Origin of the sequence: Salmonella sp. A7, assembly GCF_020181675.1 — a bacterium.
Classification (GTDB): Bacteria; Pseudomonadota; Gammaproteobacteria; order Enterobacterales; family Enterobacteriaceae; genus Salmonella; species Salmonella enterica.
Map to the genome: position 1 here is coordinate 3,705,260 of NZ_CP084001.1, position 17,550 is coordinate 3,722,809.

Sequence of the window (17,550 nt, forward strand, 5' to 3'; positions counted from 1 at the left end):
GGACCAAAATGGCAAATAAAATAGCCTTATGGGCCTGGCATTTAGTTGCCGCGCACATTTTTGCGCTTTATTCACAACATCTTCTGGTTAACGTTCTGCCAGAAAAAACTAATTCTTGCGCTGTTCCAGGCGGCGTAAAGCGCGTTCACGACGGCTCTCCTCACGGCTTCTGTCCAGCATAATCTCTTCGATAAACGCCAGATGGCGGTGTGACGCTTCACGCGCTTCTTCTGGTTTTCCGGCCATAATGGCTTCAAATATACGGGTGCGATGCGTACTCACCAGCGGCAGCATCTCCCGACGCGCATACAGCAATTCGAAGTTCTGCCGCACGTTTTGCGCCAGCATCGGCTCCATACACCTTAGCAGATGAAGCAATACCACGTTGTGCGCCGCTTCGGTGACGGCGATTTGATACTGGAGCACGGCTTCGGACTCGGCATCCAGATCGCCGGACTCTTGCGCCAGCTCAATGGCATGGTGCAGCTCGCGAATACGGTCTTTATCTTCGTCGGTGCTGCGCAGCGCCGCGTAATAAGCCGCAATGCCTTCCAGCGCATGGCGCGTTTCGAGCAGGTCAAACTGGGATTCAGGGTGATCGGAGAGCAGTTCCACCAGCGGGTCGCTAAAGCTCTGCCACAGGCTGCTCTGCACGAAGGTTCCGCCGCCCTGGCGACGAAGCAACAATCCCTTCGCTTCGAGACGTTGAATCGCCTCGCGCAAGGAGGGACGGGAGACGTCGAACTGTTTTGCCAGTTCACGTTCCGGTGGGAGTTTTTCTCCGGGACGCAATGTTCCCTCAAGGATTAAAAACTCCAGCTGCTGCTCGATCACATCGGAGAGTTTTGGTTGGCGGATTTTGCTGTAGGCCATGATTTCCTGTCTTAAGCCATTTGCCCGGAGTCAATTGGTCTTACCAATTTCATGTCTGTGACGCTAAAGTAACAAAGTATTCACCTTCTGTCCATACAGGTTTTGATTGAAATCAGTAAAGGAGGCACATTTTAACAATTTTACAGAAATCATGTTTCAAAACTGTAACTGTGCACAAATGTTAAATTTACCCACCAGGAGGTAGATTTAACGTATTTGAAACGATAAAAAATCTCATCTGAACCGATTCAACAGCAGATTAAATGCGTTTTTATGCATAAATAATGAATAAAAACAAATCAACCTTTGTAAGGGAAAATAAAAGGAGGTATTTACAAGTGCTTTCTTTTTACGCAACTCGTCATCACCCCTGCACAAAGCAGGTGCATTCGCGGACACATACCATTATTCTGATCAAGACGAAAGAGTTGAAGTGACATTTAAAAAAACGAATCTGTAAATAAATCAATACAAAAAGCGGAATTGCAAACTTACACACGCACTACTGCATCGTTCAAAATAAGCGCGTTATAAATAAACCGCGCCCGATACACGAGGTTTTATGATGGACAGTCAGCAGCACGGCGAGCAGCTCAAGCGCGGCCTGAAAAACCGCCATATTCAGCTTATCGCATTGGGCGGCGCGATAGGGACAGGCTTGTTCCTGGGAAGCGCCTCCGTTATTCAGTCGGCGGGGCCAGGAATTATCCTGGGCTATGCGGTTGCAGGCTTTATTGCCTTTCTGATTATGCGCCAGCTGGGGGAGATGGTGGTTGAAGAACCGGTCGCCGGCTCTTTTAGCCACTTCGCCTATAAATACTGGGGCGGCTTTGCCGGATTCGCTTCCGGCTGGAACTACTGGGTGCTGTACGTATTAGTTGCCATGGCGGAACTGACCGCAGTGGGTAAATATATCCAGTTCTGGTATCCGGAGATCCCCACCTGGGCTTCTGCGGCAGCCTTCTTTGTGATTATCAACGCCATCAACCTGACCAACGTTAAAGTGTTCGGTGAGATGGAGTTTTGGTTCGCCATTATTAAAGTGATCGCCGTCATCGCTATGATTCTGTTCGGCGCGTGGTTACTCTTCAGCGATACCGCTGGTCCGCAGGCCACCGTGCGCAACCTGTGGGAACAGGGCGGCTTTCTGCCGCATGGCTGGACCGGGCTGGTGATGATGATGGCCATTATTATGTTTTCGTTCGGCGGACTGGAGCTGGTAGGGATCACCGCCGCTGAAGCCGATAACCCGGAACAGAGCATCCCCAAAGCTACCAATCAGGTTATCTATCGCATCCTGATTTTTTATATCGGCTCGCTGGCGGTCCTGCTTTCGCTGCTGCCATGGACTCGCGTCACCGCCGATACCAGCCCGTTTGTCCTTATCTTCCATGAGCTGGGCGATACGTTTGTCGCCAATGCGCTGAATATCGTGGTTCTCACCGCCGCGCTATCGGTTTATAACAGCTGCGTTTACTGCAACAGCCGTATGCTGTTCGGTCTGGCCCAGCAGGGAAATGCGCCGAAAGCGCTGCTGAACGTCGACAAACGCGGCGTGCCGGTGAGCTCCATTTTGGTTTCCGCCGTCGTGACGGCGTTGTGCGTGCTGCTCAACTACCTGGCCCCAGAGTCCGCATTCGGACTGCTGATGGCGCTGGTGGTCTCCGCGCTGGTCATTAACTGGGCGATGATTAGCCTTGCCCATATGATGTTCCGTCGCGCAAAACAGCAGCAGGGCGTGAAAACCCGCTTCCCGGCCCTGTTTTATCCGTTCGGCAACGTTCTCTGTCTGCTGTTTATGGCGGCGGTATTGATCATTATGCTGATGACGCCAGGTATGGCGATCTCCGTGTGGCTGATTCCGGTATGGCTGCTCATCCTGGGCGTCGGCTACCTGTGTAAAGAAAAAACGGCAAAAACGGTGAAAGCCCACTGATCGTGGCGTTACTTTTCCGCCCTCCCCGTCCGGGGAGGGTGTTATCTGTCTCACAGTTTCCCACGTATAACCATTTTATCCATATCAGCGGCGTGATCCTGCTACGCAAATAAAAGCTCGCAGGCGAATAATTACCGCCATCATCTGATGGGGAGAAGTCTCAATGGATAAGGGCAGACTTTCGGTAAGAGAGAAAATCGGGTATGGCATGGGTGACGCCGGATGTAACATTATTTTTGGCGCTATCATGCTGTTTGTTAATTATTTTTATACGGATATTTTTGGTCTTGCCCCGGCGTTAGTCGGTGTTTTACTCCTTTCAGTACGCGTTATCGATGCCGTTACCGATCCGGTGATGGGCGCGCTTGCCGATCGTACCCAAAGTAAATATGGTCGTTTCCGCCCCTGGCTACTGTGGATTGCATTTCCCTACGCGCTGTTCAGCGTGCTGATGTTCACGACGCCGGACTGGGGCTATAACAGCAAAGTTGTCTATGCTTTCGTCACCTATTTTCTGCTTTCCGTGACCTACACCGCCATCAATATTCCCTATTGCTCACTGGGCGGCGTGATCACCAACGATCCAAAAGAGCGCGTGGCCTGTCAGGCTTATCGCTTCGTGTTAGTCGGCATCGCGACGCTGTTGTTATCGTTAACGCTATTGCCGATGGTGGACTGGTTTGGCGGCGGCGACAAAGCCAAAGGCTATCAGTTGGCGATGACCGTGCTGGCGATTATCGGCATGGGTATGTTTCTGTTCTGCTTTGCCAGCGTCCGCGAACGCGTTCGCCCTGCCATTCCGACGCACGATGATATGAAGAATGATTTCAAAGACGTGTGGAAAAACGATCAATGGGTACGCATTCTGCTATTGACCTTATGTAACGTCTGCCCGGGGTTTATCCGTATGGCGGCGACCATGTATTACGTCACCTGGGTGATGGGACAAAGCACCCATTTCGCTACGCTTTTTATTAGCCTTGGCGTGGTCGGTATGATGATCGGCAGTATGCTGGCAAAAGTCTTAACCGATCGCTGGTGTAAATTGAAGGTATTTTTCTGGACCAATATCGCGCTGGCGATTTTCTCCTGCGCGTTCTATTTCTTTGATCCGAAAGCTACCGTGATGATAGTGGCGCTCTACTTCCTGCTCAATATTCTGCATCAGATCCCTTCCCCGTTGCACTGGTCGCTGATGGCGGACGTCGATGATTACGGCGAATGGAAAACCGGCAAACGCATTACCGGTATTAGCTTCTCCGGTAATCTGTTCTTCCTGAAACTGGGCCTGGCGATTGCCGGGGCGATGGTCGGCTTTTTGCTCTCCTGGTACGGTTATGACGCCAGCGCCAAAGCGCAAAGCGCTTCGGCGATGAACGGTATTATGCTGTTGTTTACCGTTATCCCTGGCGTTGGCTATCTGATTACCGCAGGCGTGGTACGTCTGCTGAAAGTTGACCGTGAACTGATGAAAAAAATCCAGGACGATTTGGAAAAACGTCGCACTAATTACCGCGAATTGAGTGAGTTGCAGGAGCTCAAAGCCGCTGAAAGCGTAAGGAAAGCCTGATGGCAAACTGGCCAAACCCGTTTATTGAACAACGTGCCGATCCGTTTATTTTACGCGACGGCAGCGATTACTACTTTATTGCCTCCGTACCGGAATATGACAGGCTGGAAATCCGCCGGGCTGATTCGCTGGAAGGGTTGCGCGCCGCCGACCCCGTTGTCGTCTGGCGCAAACCGGAAAGCGGCCCGATGAGCCAGCTCATCTGGGCACCGGAAATGCACCGCATCAACGGTAAGTGGTACATCTATTTTGCCGCTACCCATACTCAAGCGCTTGATAAGCTGGGAATGTTCCAGCACCGCATGTTTGCCCTGGAGTGCGCCGATGCCGACCCACTCACCGGCAAGTGGACGGAGAAAGGTCAAATTAAAACACCGTTTGATACCTTCGCCCTCGATGCCACCACTTTTTATCATCAGGGAAAACAGTGGTATCTGTGGGCGCAAAAAGCGCCGGATATTGCCGGTAACTCAAATATTTATCTGGCTGAACTGGAAAACCCGTGGACTCTTAAAGGCGAGCCGGTAAGACTCAGTAAGCCAGAGTACGACTGGGAGTGTCGGGGTTTTTGGGTTAACGAAGGTCCGGCCGTCGTGGTGCATGGCGACAAGCTGTTTATCAGCTATTCGGCCAGCGCCACCGATGAAAACTACTGTATGGGGTTACTGTGGATTAACGTAAACGACGATCCGCGCGATCCGGCCAACTGGCATAAATCACCGCGCCCGGTCTTTACCACCAGCTATGAGAATCGCCAGTATGGGCCGGGACACAACAGCTTTACGCAAACGCCGGAAGGTGAAGATGTACTGGTGTACCACGCGAGAAATTACACCGAAATTGAAGGCGATCCGTTGTACGATCCCAACCGCCATACGCGTCTGAAACGGGTGCGCTGGGACGAAAACGGGATGCCTGATTTTGGCGTACCGCCAGCCGATACGATCTAAGCCGTTGCACTGCCCGGTGGCGCTAACGCTTACCGGGCCTACAGATTTTTCCATTGTAGGCAGCATAAGCGTTAGCGCCATCGGCACAACGCTATACTAATGCCCCATAAATGGTGAGCAACGCAATAATCACCACCACCACAAACGAGGCCTTCTTCGCCATCGACACCGCCGCTTTGGGGGTTTCTACTTTGTCAGTATGTGGTTCGCGCGCCAGTGAGAATTGCGCCAGACGTGTGAGCACCTGATATTGCGAAGTATGCAGATCCGCCAGCGAGGCAAACCAGGCCGGCAACGCTTTCTCGCCATGCCCCAGTAATGCATACACTACGCCCGCCAGACGTACCGGAATCCAGTCCAGCACATGAAGAATATCGTCAATGCCGGATTGCAAACGTTGGTGCGGCGTCTGATAGCGCGCCAGCCAGGTCTGCCAGGCCCGTAAAAACGCATAGCCCACCAGCGTTACCGGCCCCCACGGACCGCCAACGATAAACCAAAATAGCGGTGCGAGGTAAAAACGGAAATTTATCCATAACAACGCATTTTGCAGCTCACGCAAAAATTCACGCTCATTACAATCCGGCGGCACGCCGTGAATCAGCGTAAGCTCGCTGGCCATCGCCTCGCAAGGATGCGGATCGTTACGAGACGCCGCTTTCAGCCAGGCGTGATAATGTACTCGCACTTTGCCCGCGCCGATACACAGCACGCCCAGGAGAATCCACACCACCAGCGTCGGCACGTTAAATAGCAGCCCTTTTAACGCCTGGAGCAGTAGAAAAGTCACCACCATCGCGATCGCCGTCATTCCCATCGTGCGCAACATCGAAAAATGCGTAATCCGACGGAATAGCGCCTCCAGCCGATGATCGAGCTGCCAGTGCTCGCCCAGCTTAAACAGGCGCTCGACAATCAGCACCAGTAATGTCGTAAACAGCGTCATGTCATCTCCTTGTGCGACGAAAGGGCTACCAAAGCGCGAAAGCGCGGCCAGTCAAAGGCAGGGCCAGGGTCCGTTTTACGGTCAGGCGCAATGTTGCAGTGTCCGGTCATATTGTCGGCGATCGCCGGATAGCAAGCGATAAGCGTGCGCGTCACGGCGGCTAGCTGCTGATACTGCGCATCGGTATAAGCCAGCGTATCCGTCCCCTCCAGCTCAATACCAATGGAGAAATCATTACAACGTTCCCGCCCCTGATAGTTTGATACGCCCGCATGCCACGCACGCTTATCAAAAGGCACATACTGGACGATTTCACCGTCGCGACGAATCAGACAATGGGCCGAAACACGAAGATGAGCGATTTCTGCAAAAAAAGGATGGGCGTCTGGATCTATCGTTCCGGTGAATAATGCATCGATCCACGGACCGCCAAACTCGCCGGGGGGCAGGCTAATATTATGCACCACCAGCAAGGACGGTTTTTCGTCATCCGGACGGCAATCATAATGCGGAGAAGGGACGCGTCGCGCCTCTACCAACCAACCCTTATCTGGCAACATGCAGAGTCTCCTTTTGAGTGGTGCTTATAGCTGCTTCAGAGTAGCATGTTTCTACCTTATGATTCGTTAGCAATTTGGAGTTTTATCATGCCGCCTCGCCGTTATAACCCAGACGACCGACGTGACGCGCTACTGGAACGCATTAATCTCGATATCCCTGCTGCCGTTGCTCAGGCGCTGCGTGAAGATTTAGGTGGAGAAGTCGATGCTGGCAACGATATCACCGCGCAACTTTTGCCGGCAGATACGCAAGCCCATGCCACGGTGATCACTCGTGAAGACGGCGTTTTCTGCGGCAAGCGCTGGGTTGAAGAGGTCTTCATCCAACTGGCGGGCGATGATGTGCGCCTCACCTGGCATGTCGATGACGGCGACGCCATTTATGCCAACCAAACAGTGTTTGAACTGAACGGCCCCGCTCGCGTATTGCTGACCGGCGAGCGCACGGCGCTAAACTTTGTCCAGACCCTTTCCGGCGTCGCCAGTGAAGTACGCCGCTACGTTGGACTGCTGGCTGGCACCCAAACCCAGTTGCTCGACACGCGTAAAACGCTGCCGGGTCTGCGCACTGCGCTCAAATATGCGGTTTTATGTGGCGGCGGCGCCAATCATCGTCTGGGCCTCACTGACGCGTTCCTGATTAAAGAAAACCATATCATCGCCTCCGGTTCTGTTCGTCAGGCGGTGGAAAAAGCGTTCTGGCTACATCCGGACGTGCCGGTAGAAGTCGAGGTCGAAAATCTGAATGAACTGGACGATGCGCTGAAAGCAGGCGCGGATATTATCATGCTGGATAATTTCAACACCGACCAGATGCGCGAGGCGGTGAAACGCGTCAACGGCCAGGCGCGGCTGGAAGTATCCGGCAACGTCACCGCGGAAACCTTACGCGAATTTGCTGAAACCGGGGTGGATTTCATCTCCGTTGGCGCGCTGACCAAGCACGTACGCGCGCTCGATCTCTCCATGCGTTTTTGCTGATCCTCTCCACCCGATGGCGCTGCGCCGTCGGGTCTATAAATCACCTGTCCGTAGATCCGCGTCATTATTCGGTAAAATATTCGTAGCGCCTCGCAATAACGTTGCCGTGTCATGTAACGCAGCGAAAATCTTCAGAATCCGCCTTCCCGTTTTACCTTTTGCCGCTCGCCCGCTCTTCCCGCGTTTGCCACAGTAGCGCCAGCTAACTCAAGGAGCGAACAATGGAAAAACAACGCGGTTTCACGCTTATCGAACTGATGGTCGTTATTGGCATCATCGCCATTTTAAGCGCCATCGGCATTCCGGCTTACCAGAACTATCTGCGTAAAGCGGCGCTGACGGATATGTTGCAAACGTTTGTCCCCTACCGTACCGCCGTCGAACTCTGCGCTCTGGAACATGGTGGGACGAGCACATGCGATGCGGGCGTCAACGGTATCCCCTCGCCCGTCATCACCCGTTATGTTTCGGGCATGAGCGTGGAAAAAGGCGTCATCACGCTTACCGGCCAGGAGAGTCTGAGCGGGCTTAGCGTCATCATGACGCCCGCCTGGGACAATGCTAACGGCATTACCGGCTGGACGCGTAACTGCAATATTCAAAGCGACAGCGCGTTACAACAGGCTTGTGAAGATGTCTTCCGTTTTGACGCCAACTAAGGAGACAAGATGAAAGACGCTCAGCTCAACACATTGTGTCAACGTCATCAGGCTGTACTGATCAATAGCGCCAGCAACAGTATCACTGTTGCGGTGGTCGACGCGCCCTCTCATGCGTTACTGGACGCTCTGCATTTCGCCACGCAAAAACAGATTGATATTGTGTGCTGGACTCGCCAGCAAATGGAAAATCATCGGCATAAGCCGGATCAGGCTCCCTCGGCAAACGCCGCGAAAGGCGGAGAAACCGCGGCCCAGCTTCTCAATCAGACATTACGCTCGGCGATGGCGAAACGCGCCTCTGATATCCATCTCGAACCAGGCGCCAGCCGCTACCGGATAAGACTCCGCATCGACGGCGTTCTTCATATTCTGCAGGACATCGCCAAAGAGACGGGGCTTGCGCTGACGGCCAGATTGAAAGTCCTGGGAAATTTGGACATCGCTGAACATCGGCTGCCGCAGGACGGGCAATTTACCGTTGACCTGGCGGGCGACAGCATCTCTTTTCGTATCGCCACGCTTCCCTGTAAAGAAGGCGAAAAAGTCGTCTTACGGTTGTTGCATCAGGTTGAACAAACGCTGGATCTGGACACGCTGGGCATGTACGGGGCACAACTTACCGCTTTTAGACAAGCCCTACAGCAACCTCAGGGGCTGGTACTGGTGACTGGCCCCACCGGTAGCGGAAAAACAGTCACGCTATACAGCGCGCTACAAACCCGGAATATGCCGGGTATCAACCTCTGTAGCGTTGAGGATCCGATAGAAATTCCACTGGATGGGATTAACCAAACGCAGATCCATCCCCGCGCCGGGCTCACCTTTCAAAATGTGCTGCGCGCGCTTTTACGCCAGGATCCTGACATCATCATGGTAGGTGAAATTCGTGACGGCGACACCGCAGAAATCGCCATTAAGGCGGCACAAACGGGCCATCTGGTACTTTCCACGCTCCATACGAACTCCACCAGCGAAACCCTGATACGTTTACAACAAATGGGCGTAGCACGCTGGATGATCTCATCGGCGCTTACGCTGGTGGTAGCGCAACGCCTGGTAAGGAAGCTTTGCCCGCACTGCAAAGAGCGCCTGAGCGATCCCGTGGTGCTATCGCCCAATCTTTGGCCCAGCGCGCTACCGCGCTGGCAGGCAAGCGGCTGTCAGCATTGCTACCACGGCTTTTATGGCCGAACCGCGTTATTCGAAGTGTTAACCGTTACCCCGGCATTACGTCAGTTAATTGCGAGCGGCGCATCGGCGCAAGCACTGGAAGCCCACCTCCAACAGACCGGTACAGGGACGCTTTTTGAAAATGGCTGTCGCGCCGTTGAGCAAGGCATGACGTCCTTTGAAGAGATACTGCGCGTTCTGGGAATGCCCCATGAGCGTTAAACAGCTCTGGCGCTGGCAAGGCGTTAACGATAAAGGTCAACTGGAACAAGACGTTGTATGGGTGGACAATCGTCTGGCGCTGATCATCACCCTGCAACATCAGCGCATTATGCCGCTTCGCATCAAGCGCATGGGCGTTAACGCCGCACTGTGGAAAGAAGAGCAAAGCGCTGAAATTATTCATCAGTTGGCCACGCTCATTCATGCCGGACTGACGCTTTCTGAAGGGCTGGAACTCCTTGCGCAACAGCATCCCCACCGACAATGGCAAGCGCTGTTGCGCACGCTGGCTCACGAGCTTGAACAGGGCGTCCCTTTTTCCAGCGCATTAGTCTCCTGGCCGCAGGTATTTCCGCCGCTCTACCAGACGATGATCCGCACCGGAGAACTGACCGGCAAACTGGCCGAATGCTGCTTTGAACTGGCCCGTCAGCAAAAAGCGCAGCGGCAGATTACGGTTAGCGTGAAAAAGGCGCTGCGCTATCCCGCCATTATTCTGACAATGGCCGCTCTGGTCGTTTTCGCCATGCTGCACTTTGTTCTGCCGGAATTTGCCGCCATTTACCGTAGCTTCAATACCCCGCTCCCTCTTCTGACGCGCGGTATTATCGCGATAGCGCAATGGGGGTCGGCATGGGGTTGGCTCATCTTGTTCCTGGCGATGCTCGTTGCTATCGCTCACCGCAGGGTAAAACAAAAGCCGTCCTGGCAAGCGCAGCGGCAGCGTCTTCTGCTACGGCTTCCCGTTATGGGTCGCCTGATAAGAGGCCAGAAACTAGCGCAAATATTCACCGTACTGGCATTGACCCAAAGCGCAGGCATTCCTTTTCTTCAGGGACTGGAAAGCGCTATCGATAGCCTCGGCTGCCCTTACTGGTCACAGCGTTTAACGCAGGTACATCAGGAGATCGCCGCGGGCAATCCGGTCTGGTTGGCGCTAAAAAATACCCAGGAATTTAGTCCGCTATGCCTGCAACTGGTCAGAACGGGCGAAGCGTCCGGTTCACTCGATATCATGCTGCATAACCTTGCCCGTCACCACAGTGAAACTACGCTGGCGCTGGCCGATAATCTGGCGTCGCTGTTGGAACCGGCGTTATTGATCATCACCGGCTTAATTATCGGTACGCTGGTGGTGGCGATGTATTTGCCGATTTTTCATCTGGGAGACGCGATGAGCGGGATGGGATAAGGCTGGCGCACATTTACGCCAGCCAGAATATTAGAGGCTATTGAAAATGCGGTTTTCTTGTTCCTGCACCCGAATAAAGGTGGTGCGTTTGGTCAACTCTTTCAGGCGAGACGCGCCGACATAAGTGCAGGCTGAGCGCAAACCACCCAGGATATCGCGGGCAGTATTGCCCACCGGCCCACGCAGCGGCAATTTAACCGTTTTACCTTCTGCCGCGCGGTATTTCGCGACGCCGCCGACATGACGGTTCATCGCAGATTCCGAACTCATGCCGTAGAACAGCATAAATTTCTCGCCGTTCTCTTCTACCACGCTGCCGCCGCTCTCTTCGTGACCCGCCAGCATACCGCCCAACATAACGAAATCCGCGCCGCCGCCGAAGGCTTTTGCTACGTCGCCTGGCATGGTGCAGCCGCCATCGCTGACGATCATGCCGCCCAGGCCATGCGCCGCGTCAGCACATTCGATAACCGCCGACAGTTGCGGATAACCAACGCCAGTTTTTACACGCGTCGTGCATACGGAGCCGGGACCAATTCCCACTTTCACGATATCGGCGCCGGAGAGGATAAGCTCTTCGCACATCTCGCCCGTTACCACATTGCCTGCGCAGATTGTTTTTGTCGGCCATGCTTCACGTGCTTTCGCGACGAACTGCACAAAATGTTCTGAATAGCCATTGGCCACATCAATACAGACAAAGTTCAGCGCAGGATCCAGCGCCAGAATCTGCACGGTCTTTTCGAAATCAGCATCAGAGGTCCCGGTGGAAACCATCACATGCTTCAGAACATCAGCCGAAGCCGTGTTGATAAAAGCTGCCCATTCTTCAACGGTATAATGTTTATGTACAGCAGTCAGAATATCAAACCCGGCCAATGCTTGCGCCATTTCAAACGTCCCGACGGTATCCATATTGGCCGCGATAATCGGTACGCCAGACCAGGTCTGACCTGAGTGTTTAAAGGTGAATTGACGTTCCAGTTCGACATCGGAACGGCTTTTGAGGGTAGAACGCTTAGGACGGATAAGAACGTCTTTGAAACCTAACTTCAGATCTTCTTCAATACGCATGTACGGATTCCTGGGGTTAATGGCGAAAAATCGAAACTCACAACTCCAGTGACGTTATCATACGCACTAATCATGGCCGTACAAGACTGCGAAATTCTCTTTTTTTACGTTACAATCCCATAAATTTACCTGGCGAATAGTAGGTTAATGCTCAGAGCGTATCGTCTTTGTATGCTTAAAATTTAACCTTTTGATTGTCAAACTAAAATTCCGGAAGCTGGAGATATGAGGTATACCGTAGCCTTAACCGGCGGTATTGGCAGCGGTAAAAGTACCGTCGCTGATGCCTTCGCTGACCTCGGAATAACCGTCATTGACGCGGATATTATCGCGCGCCAGATGGTTGAGCCAGGGCAGCCCGCCCTGAACGCAATAGCGGAACATTTTGGTTCTGAACTTATCGCCGCCGACGGCACGTTACGTCGCCGGGCGCTGCGTGAGCGTATTTTTTCGCATCCGGAAGAAAAAGCCTGGCTTAACGCTCTGCTTCATCCCTTAATTCAGCAGGAAACCCAACGACAGTTTCAACAGGCTACATCGCCCTATGTGTTATGGGTTGTGCCTCTGCTGGTTGAAAACAGGTTGTATCAAAAAGCCAACCGCGTACTGGTGGTTGACGTGACGCCCGAAACGCAGCTTATGCGCACAATGCAGCGTGATGATGTTACGCGCGAGCATGTTGAACACATTCTCGCTGCGCAGGCGACGCGTGAAGCGCGCCTTGCCGTGGCGGACGATGTTATTGATAATAACGGCGCACCGGATGCTATCGCATCAGATGTGGCCCGCCTGCACGCCAGTTATCTTAAGCTCGCGTCGCAGTTTGTCTCACAGGAAAAACCGTAATGCACACCCAGGTCCTATTTGAACACCCTCTCAATGAGAAGATGCGTACGTGGCTGCGCATAGAGTTTTTGATCCAACAGCTCTCCATCAACCTGCCAATTGCAGACCATGCTGGCGCACTGCATTTTTTCCGTAACATCAGCGATCTACTGGATGTGTTCGAACGGGGCGAAGTCCGTACCGAACTGCTGAAAGAACTGGAGCGCCAGCAGCGTAAATTACAGGCCTGGGTTGAGGTTCCCGGCGTCGATCAAGACCGTATTGAAGCCCTGCGCCAGCAGTTAAAATCCGCGGGCAGCGTGCTGATCTCCGCCCCGAGGATTGGCCAGCAGCTACGCGAAGATCGCTTGATTGCCCTTGTGCGTCAACGCCTAAGTATTCCTGGCGGCTGTTGCAGTTTCGATTTACCCACTCTGCATATCTGGTTGCACCTACAACAGGCGCAGCGCGACGCCCAGATTGAAAGCTGGCTTGCCAGCCTGAATCCCCTCACCCAGGCGCTGACTTTGGTACTTGATCTGATCCGTAATTCAGCGCCTTTCCGTAAGCAAACCAGCCTGAACGGTTTTTATCAGGATAACGGGGACGACGCCGATTTGCTGCGTCTTATGCTGACGCTCGATTCACAACTTTATCCGCAAATTTCCGGCCATAAGAGCCGTTTTGCCATTCGCTTTATGCCGCTGGATAGTGAAAATGGTCTGGTGCCGGAGCGTCTTGATTTTGAACTGGCCTGTTGCTAAGGAGTAAAAATGTCTGACGTGACCGTCGTAAACTGTCCGACCTGCGGTAAACCGGTCGTCTGGGGAGAAATTAGCCCCTTCCGCCCATTTTGTTCTAAACGCTGTCAGTTAATTGATTTGGGCGAATGGGCCGCCGAAGAGAAACGAATCGCCAGCAGCGGCGACCAGTCTGATAGCGACGACTGGAGCGAAGAGCGCTAACGGAGAGGGCTCTGTTGAGACGGCAATATCGCCTTATGACAAAAATAATCAATAAATACGCGTAGTTTTGGCGCCATATGCGCGCGGCCGGGATAATACAAATAAAATCGGCGAGATTAGGCTATAACAGAAACGTAGCCGCCACTGCGCCAGAAAACCCTGGCGCGTTATCACTGACCCTAAGCCCGCAGGAGCTGACGGCAATTGAGGCGGTTTTTCCTCACGACGCCGCGGCCGGCCCCCGCTACTGGCCGGAAATTATGTCGACATTAAATCGCTAATAAGATCGATGGGGATCGTGTTGCGATCCCCCACTAAGGCGCAAATTGGCGTAATTTACGAATAATCGGTTCATTGGCCGGTGGAAAATCGTCCGTATTCAACGCGTTTTGCGCGATCCACCGTCCCGGCTGTCCTTCTTTCCCCCACGGTTCGCCCTCCCAGCGTTCAACCAGCCAAAACCACAGCGTAATGTGTCGGTCCGGGAATTGATATTCCAGAGTGTCGAATAATGTCACCTGTGTTGGCGTAATCCCCACCTCTTCCTGTAGCTCCCGGATCAACGCCTGCTCTGGTGTTTCGTCGGCTTCAATTTTTCCGCCGGGAAATTCCAGCTTGTTCGCCATATGCGCATCCGCGGCGCGTCGGGTAATAAAAATTTCATCGTTCGGGTTGCGGATAATCCCAACCGCGATTTGCAGTCTTTTCATCTTGTTGCATCCATAAAAAAGGCGCAGTCGCCTGCGCCTTTTTATCTGTGTTCAATGCCAGGCCGAATAAGCGTAGCGCCCTTCGGCAATAATGCCAGCACCGACCTGATGGCAACACATTATGTCTTATCAGGCCGGTAAGTTTATCGCATTAGCTCAGGCGACCGTGACACTGTTTGTATTTCTTACCGGAACCGCAAGGGCAAGGATCGTTACGTCCAATCTTACGTTCGCCTGTTTGGGCGGCCAGATCGGCAGCCACGGCGGTATCGTCATCCTGATGGCTTAGCTGCTGCATCTGCGCCAGGCGCTCCGCCTCTTCGCGACGCTGCATTTCCATCGCTTCGACCTCTTCCGGCATACGTACCTGGACTTTGCTCAGGGTGCTGATCACTTCATATTTCAGCGATTCCAGCATCGCGGCGAACATAGCGAAGGATTCGCGCTTGTATTCCTGCTTCGGATCTTTTTGTGCATAGCCGCGCAGATGAATACCCTGACGCAGGTAATCCATCGCCGCCAGGTGCTCTTTCCACAGGGAATCGAGCGTTTGCAGCATCACGCCTTTTTCGAAATGACGCATCATTTCAGCGCCAACCACCTCTTCTTTACGCTGATACACCTCGATGGACTGCGCCAGGATGCGCTCACGCAGCGTCTCCTCATGCAGCTCCGGCTCTTTATCCAGCCATTCGGCAATCGGCAGCTCCAGGTCGAAGTCGTTTTTCAGGCGTTCCTGCAAACCCGGGATGTCCCACATCTCTTCCAGCGACTGCGGCGGAATGTAGGCGTCGATAGTCGCCTTAAAGACATCTTCGCGAATGCTGTTAATGGTGTCGCTCACGTCAGACACATCCAGCAGTTCGTTACGCTGGGTATAAATTGCACGACGCTGATCGTTCGCCACATCATCATATTCCAGCAGTTGCTTACGAATATCGAAGTTACGGCTTTCTACTTTACGCTGCGCGTTAGCGATAGCTTTCGTCACCCACGGGTGCTCAATCGCTTCGCCCGGCTTCATCCCCAGTTTACGCATCATACCGGAGACACGATCGGAGGCGAAAATACGCATCAGCGCATCTTCCATCGACAGGTAGAAACGGGAAGAACCCGGATCGCCCTGGCGACCGGAACGGCCACGCAGCTGGTTGTCGATACGGCGGGATTCATGGCGCTCGGTGCCAATGATATGCAGACCGCCGGCAGCCAGAACCGCGTCATGGCGTACCTGCCAGTCCGCTTTAATCTGCGCAATCTGTTCTTCCGTCGGCGCTTCCAGCGCGGCGACTTCCGCCTGCCAGCTACCGCCCAGCATAATATCGGTACCACGCCCCGCCATGTTGGTAGCGATAGTGACCGCCGCTGGATAACCAGCCTGCGCAACGATGCCTGCTTCGTTGGCGTGGAATTTTGCGTTCAGGACGTTATGTTTGATGCCCGCTTTGGTCAGTTCTCTGGAGACCACTTCAGATTTCTCGATAGAAATCGTCCCGACCAGCACTGGCTGACCGTTCGCGGTACGCTCTTTAATATCTTCGATAATGGCCTGGATTTTTTCCGCTTCGGTCATGTACACCAGATCCGGCAAATCTTTACGGATCATCGGACGGTTGGTCGGAACAACGACGGTGTCCAGCTTATAGATAGAGCTAAATTCGAAGGCTTCAGTATCCGCCGTACCGGTCATACCGGCCAGCTTTTCATACAGACGGAAGTAGTTCTGGAAGGTGATAGACGCCAGCGTCTGGTTTTCATTCTGAATTTCAACGCCTTCTTTCGCTTCTACCGCCTGGTGCAGACCGTCAGACCAGCGACGCCCCTGCATGGTACGACCGGTATGTTCATCAACAATGATGACTTCGCCGTCTTTCACAATGTAATCCACGTCACGGGTAAACAGCGCGTGCGCGCGCAGCGCGGCGGTGACGTGATGCATCAGCATAATATTGCCAGGCGAGTAGAGCGACTCGCCTTCATCCATAATGCCTTCTTGCACCAGTAGCTCTTCGATCAGCACCAGACCGCGTTCGGTCAGGTTAACCTGGCGCGCTTTCTCATCAACGGAGAAGTGGCCTTCGCCCTGGAAAGTGTCAGAATCTTCTTTCTCCTGACGAATCAGGTGCGGAATGATTTTGTTCACTTTTTTGTACATTTCCGAGCTATCTTCCGCCGGGCCGGAAATAATCAGCGGCGTACGCGCTTCATCGATCAGGATGGAGTCGACCTCATCCACCAGCGCATAATGCAGTTTACGCTGCACGCGCTCTTCCGGGCTGAATGCCATGTTGTCGCGCAGGTAGTCAAAACCGTATTCGTTGTTAGTGCCGTAAGTGATGTCGGCAGCGTAAGCTTCACGTTTGGCTGGCGCAGGCATACCTGGCAGGTTGATACCAACGGACATGCCGAGGAATTCGAATAGCGGACGGTTGTTTTCGGCGTCACGCTGCGCCAGATAGTCGTTCACGGTTACCACATGAACGCCTTTACCGGACAGCGCGTTCAGGTAGGCTGGCAGCGTTGCGGTCAGCGTTTTACCTTCACCAGTACGCATTTCGGCGATACAGCGATCGTTGAGCACCATACCACCCAATAGCTGAACGTCGAAGTGACGCATCCCAAAGACGCGTTTACTGGCTTCACGCACCACCGCGAACGCTTCCGGAATCAGGCTCTCTACGCTTTCGCCTTTTTCAATACGGGCGCGAAATTCGTTGGTTTTCGCTTTCAGTTCGTCATCGGAGAGTTTTTCCATCTCCGGTTCCATCGCATTAATAAGGCTGACGGCCTTACGCATACGACGCAGCGTACGATCGTTACGGCTACCGAATACTTTGGTTAATAATTTGATTAGCATAATAAAGTCTCAAATGCCCCGCGCCGCGGAGCTACAAATAAAATAAAAGGGTCTTTT

At 53.3% G+C, this 17,550-nt stretch carries 16 protein-coding genes and 2 pseudogenes; 11 read left to right on the forward strand and 7 right to left on the reverse strand.

Translation table 11 applies throughout. The features are described from left to right. Positions 1 to 108: 108 nt before the first annotated feature. Positions 109 to 873, reverse strand: coding sequence for a pyruvate dehydrogenase complex transcriptional repressor PdhR (gene pdhR / locus LCS67_RS18140; RefSeq protein ID WP_000331771.1), 765 nt, complete (start codon positions 871 to 873; stop codon positions 109 to 111). A 562-nt stretch (positions 874 to 1,435) separates the two neighbouring features. Between pdhR and aroP the strand changes: the two genes are divergently transcribed. The 3 genes from aroP to LCS67_RS18155 all read left to right on the forward strand — a co-directional run bounded on the left by aroP (position 1,436) and on the right by LCS67_RS18155 (position 5,329). Further along, a complete protein-coding gene (aroP, locus tag LCS67_RS18145; protein ID WP_001539002.1) occupies positions 1,436 to 2,809 on the forward strand; it encodes an aromatic amino acid transporter AroP in 1,374 nt (457 codons plus the stop codon). Between the two features lie 163 nt (positions 2,810 to 2,972). Then, entirely contained in the window at positions 2,973 to 4,379 is a 1,407-nt protein-coding gene (locus tag LCS67_RS18150) for a glycoside-pentoside-hexuronide (GPH):cation symporter (RefSeq protein ID WP_023137246.1), read from the forward strand. Beyond that, complete coding sequence (locus LCS67_RS18155) at positions 4,379 to 5,329, forward strand: family 43 glycosylhydrolase (RefSeq protein WP_000024771.1); 951 nt, start codon at positions 4,379 to 4,381, stop codon at positions 5,327 to 5,329. Before LCS67_RS18150 ends, LCS67_RS18155 begins: the two co-directional genes overlap by 1 nt. A 91-nt stretch (positions 5,330 to 5,420) precedes the next feature. Here the strand turns inward: LCS67_RS18155 and ampE are convergent, their stop codons facing one another. Continuing rightward, a complete protein-coding gene (gene ampE / locus LCS67_RS18160; protein WP_000172042.1) occupies positions 5,421 to 6,275 on the reverse strand; it encodes a beta-lactamase regulator AmpE in 855 nt (284 codons plus the stop codon). Continuing rightward, entirely contained in the window at positions 6,272 to 6,835 is a 564-nt protein-coding gene (gene ampD / locus LCS67_RS18165; protein WP_000936326.1) for a 1,6-anhydro-N-acetylmuramyl-L-alanine amidase AmpD, read from the reverse strand. The genes ampE and ampD overlap by 4 nt, the downstream gene beginning before the upstream one ends. An 87-nt stretch (positions 6,836 to 6,922) precedes the next feature. Between ampD and nadC the strand changes: the two genes are divergently transcribed. From nadC to hofC, 4 genes are all read left to right on the forward strand, one after another. Next, a complete protein-coding gene (nadC, locus tag LCS67_RS18170) occupies positions 6,923 to 7,816 on the forward strand; it encodes a carboxylating nicotinate-nucleotide diphosphorylase (protein ID WP_001135139.1) in 894 nt (297 codons plus the stop codon). Between the two features lie 221 nt (positions 7,817 to 8,037). Next, complete coding sequence (gene ppdD / locus LCS67_RS18175; protein ID WP_000414989.1) at positions 8,038 to 8,475, forward strand: prepilin peptidase-dependent pilin; 438 nt, start codon at positions 8,038 to 8,040, stop codon at positions 8,473 to 8,475. Between the two features lie 9 nt (positions 8,476 to 8,484). Continuing rightward, positions 8,485 to 9,870, forward strand: coding sequence for a type II secretion system protein GspE (gene gspE / locus LCS67_RS18180; RefSeq protein WP_000650587.1), 1,386 nt, complete (start codon positions 8,485 to 8,487; stop codon positions 9,868 to 9,870). Further along, positions 9,860 to 11,062: a protein transport protein HofC gene (gene hofC / locus LCS67_RS18185; protein WP_000114110.1), complete on the forward strand. Its 1,203-nt coding sequence runs from the start codon at positions 9,860 to 9,862 to the stop codon at positions 11,060 to 11,062. The genes gspE and hofC overlap by 11 nt, the downstream gene beginning before the upstream one ends. Before the next feature lie 30 nt (positions 11,063 to 11,092). Here hofC and LCS67_RS18190 read toward each other — a convergent pair whose 3' ends face one another. Further along, positions 11,093 to 12,136 (reverse strand): GMP reductase, encoded by a 1,044-nt coding sequence (locus LCS67_RS18190; protein WP_001217363.1) that lies wholly within the window; start codon positions 12,134 to 12,136, stop codon positions 11,093 to 11,095. Between the two features lie 225 nt (positions 12,137 to 12,361). On the opposite strand from LCS67_RS18190, the gene coaE reads away from it, so the two are divergent. The 3 genes from coaE to yacG are packed head-to-tail and all read left to right on the forward strand — an operon-like array spanning position 12,362 to position 13,926. After that, positions 12,362 to 12,982, forward strand: coding sequence for a dephospho-CoA kinase (gene coaE / locus LCS67_RS18195; protein ID WP_001270914.1), 621 nt, complete (start codon positions 12,362 to 12,364; stop codon positions 12,980 to 12,982). Further along, entirely contained in the window at positions 12,982 to 13,725 is a 744-nt protein-coding gene (gene zapD / locus LCS67_RS18200; protein ID WP_000557441.1) for a cell division protein ZapD, read from the forward strand. Before coaE ends, zapD begins: the two co-directional genes overlap by 1 nt. A 9-nt stretch (positions 13,726 to 13,734) precedes the next feature. Continuing rightward, positions 13,735 to 13,926 carry a DNA gyrase inhibitor YacG gene (yacG, locus tag LCS67_RS18205; protein ID WP_001286419.1) on the forward strand — a complete coding sequence of 64 codons (192 nt, stop codon included), beginning with the start codon at positions 13,735 to 13,737 and terminating at the stop codon, positions 13,924 to 13,926. Here yacG and LCS67_RS22865 read toward each other — a convergent pair. Next, positions 13,923 to 14,036: pseudogene (locus LCS67_RS22865) on the reverse strand (LysR family transcriptional regulator); the annotation flags it as partial. The gene yacG and the pseudogene LCS67_RS22865 sit on opposite strands and share 4 nt — an antisense overlap. 30 nt (positions 14,037 to 14,066) lie before the next feature. On the opposite strand from LCS67_RS22865, the pseudogene LCS67_RS18210 reads away from it, so the two are divergent. Further along, a pseudogene (locus LCS67_RS18210) lies at positions 14,067 to 14,207 on the forward strand (aldo/keto reductase); the annotation flags it as partial. A gap of 33 nt (positions 14,208 to 14,240) precedes the next feature. Here the strand turns inward: LCS67_RS18210 and mutT are convergent. Then, on the reverse strand, positions 14,241 to 14,636 hold the full coding sequence (mutT, locus tag LCS67_RS18215; protein ID WP_000826474.1) for an 8-oxo-dGTP diphosphatase MutT: 396 nt from the start codon (positions 14,634 to 14,636) through the stop codon (positions 14,241 to 14,243). Positions 14,637 to 14,787: 151 nt separating this feature from the next. After that, positions 14,788 to 17,493, reverse strand: coding sequence for a preprotein translocase subunit SecA (gene secA, locus LCS67_RS18220; protein ID WP_000905755.1), 2,706 nt, complete (start codon positions 17,491 to 17,493; stop codon positions 14,788 to 14,790). Positions 17,494 to 17,550: the final 57 nt, after the last annotated feature.

What these genes read in the sequence shown, in the direction of transcription:
- coaE (WP_001270914.1), top strand. Translation starts at nt 12,362, where the DNA reads ATGAGGTATACCGTAGCCTTAACCGGCGGTATTGGCAGCGGTAAAAGT.
- secA (WP_000905755.1), bottom strand. Translation starts at nt 17,493, where the DNA reads ATGCTAATCAAATTATTAACCAAAGTATTCGGTAGCCGTAACGATCGT.
- gspE (WP_000650587.1), top strand. Translation starts at nt 8,485, where the DNA reads ATGAAAGACGCTCAGCTCAACACATTGTGTCAACGTCATCAGGCTGTA.
- aroP (WP_001539002.1), top strand. Translation starts at nt 1,436, where the DNA reads ATGATGGACAGTCAGCAGCACGGCGAGCAGCTCAAGCGCGGCCTGAAA.
- ppdD (WP_000414989.1), top strand. Translation starts at nt 8,038, where the DNA reads ATGGAAAAACAACGCGGTTTCACGCTTATCGAACTGATGGTCGTTATT.
- nadC (WP_001135139.1), top strand. Translation starts at nt 6,923, where the DNA reads ATGCCGCCTCGCCGTTATAACCCAGACGACCGACGTGACGCGCTACTG.
- LCS67_RS18190 (WP_001217363.1), bottom strand. Translation starts at nt 12,136, where the DNA reads ATGCGTATTGAAGAAGATCTGAAGTTAGGTTTCAAAGACGTTCTTATC.
- mutT (WP_000826474.1), bottom strand. Translation starts at nt 14,636, where the DNA reads ATGAAAAGACTGCAAATCGCGGTTGGGATTATCCGCAACCCGAACGAT.
- pdhR (WP_000331771.1), bottom strand. Translation starts at nt 873, where the DNA reads ATGGCCTACAGCAAAATCCGCCAACCAAAACTCTCCGATGTGATCGAG.
- yacG (WP_001286419.1), top strand. Translation starts at nt 13,735, where the DNA reads ATGTCTGACGTGACCGTCGTAAACTGTCCGACCTGCGGTAAACCGGTC.
- LCS67_RS18155 (WP_000024771.1), top strand. Translation starts at nt 4,379, where the DNA reads ATGGCAAACTGGCCAAACCCGTTTATTGAACAACGTGCCGATCCGTTT.
- ampD (WP_000936326.1), bottom strand. Translation starts at nt 6,835, where the DNA reads ATGTTGCCAGATAAGGGTTGGTTGGTAGAGGCGCGACGCGTCCCTTCT.
- ampE (WP_000172042.1), bottom strand. Translation starts at nt 6,275, where the DNA reads ATGACGCTGTTTACGACATTACTGGTGCTGATTGTCGAGCGCCTGTTT.
- hofC (WP_000114110.1), top strand. Translation starts at nt 9,860, where the DNA reads ATGAGCGTTAAACAGCTCTGGCGCTGGCAAGGCGTTAACGATAAAGGT.
- LCS67_RS18150 (WP_023137246.1), top strand. Translation starts at nt 2,973, where the DNA reads ATGGATAAGGGCAGACTTTCGGTAAGAGAGAAAATCGGGTATGGCATG.
- zapD (WP_000557441.1), top strand. Translation starts at nt 12,982, where the DNA reads ATGCACACCCAGGTCCTATTTGAACACCCTCTCAATGAGAAGATGCGT.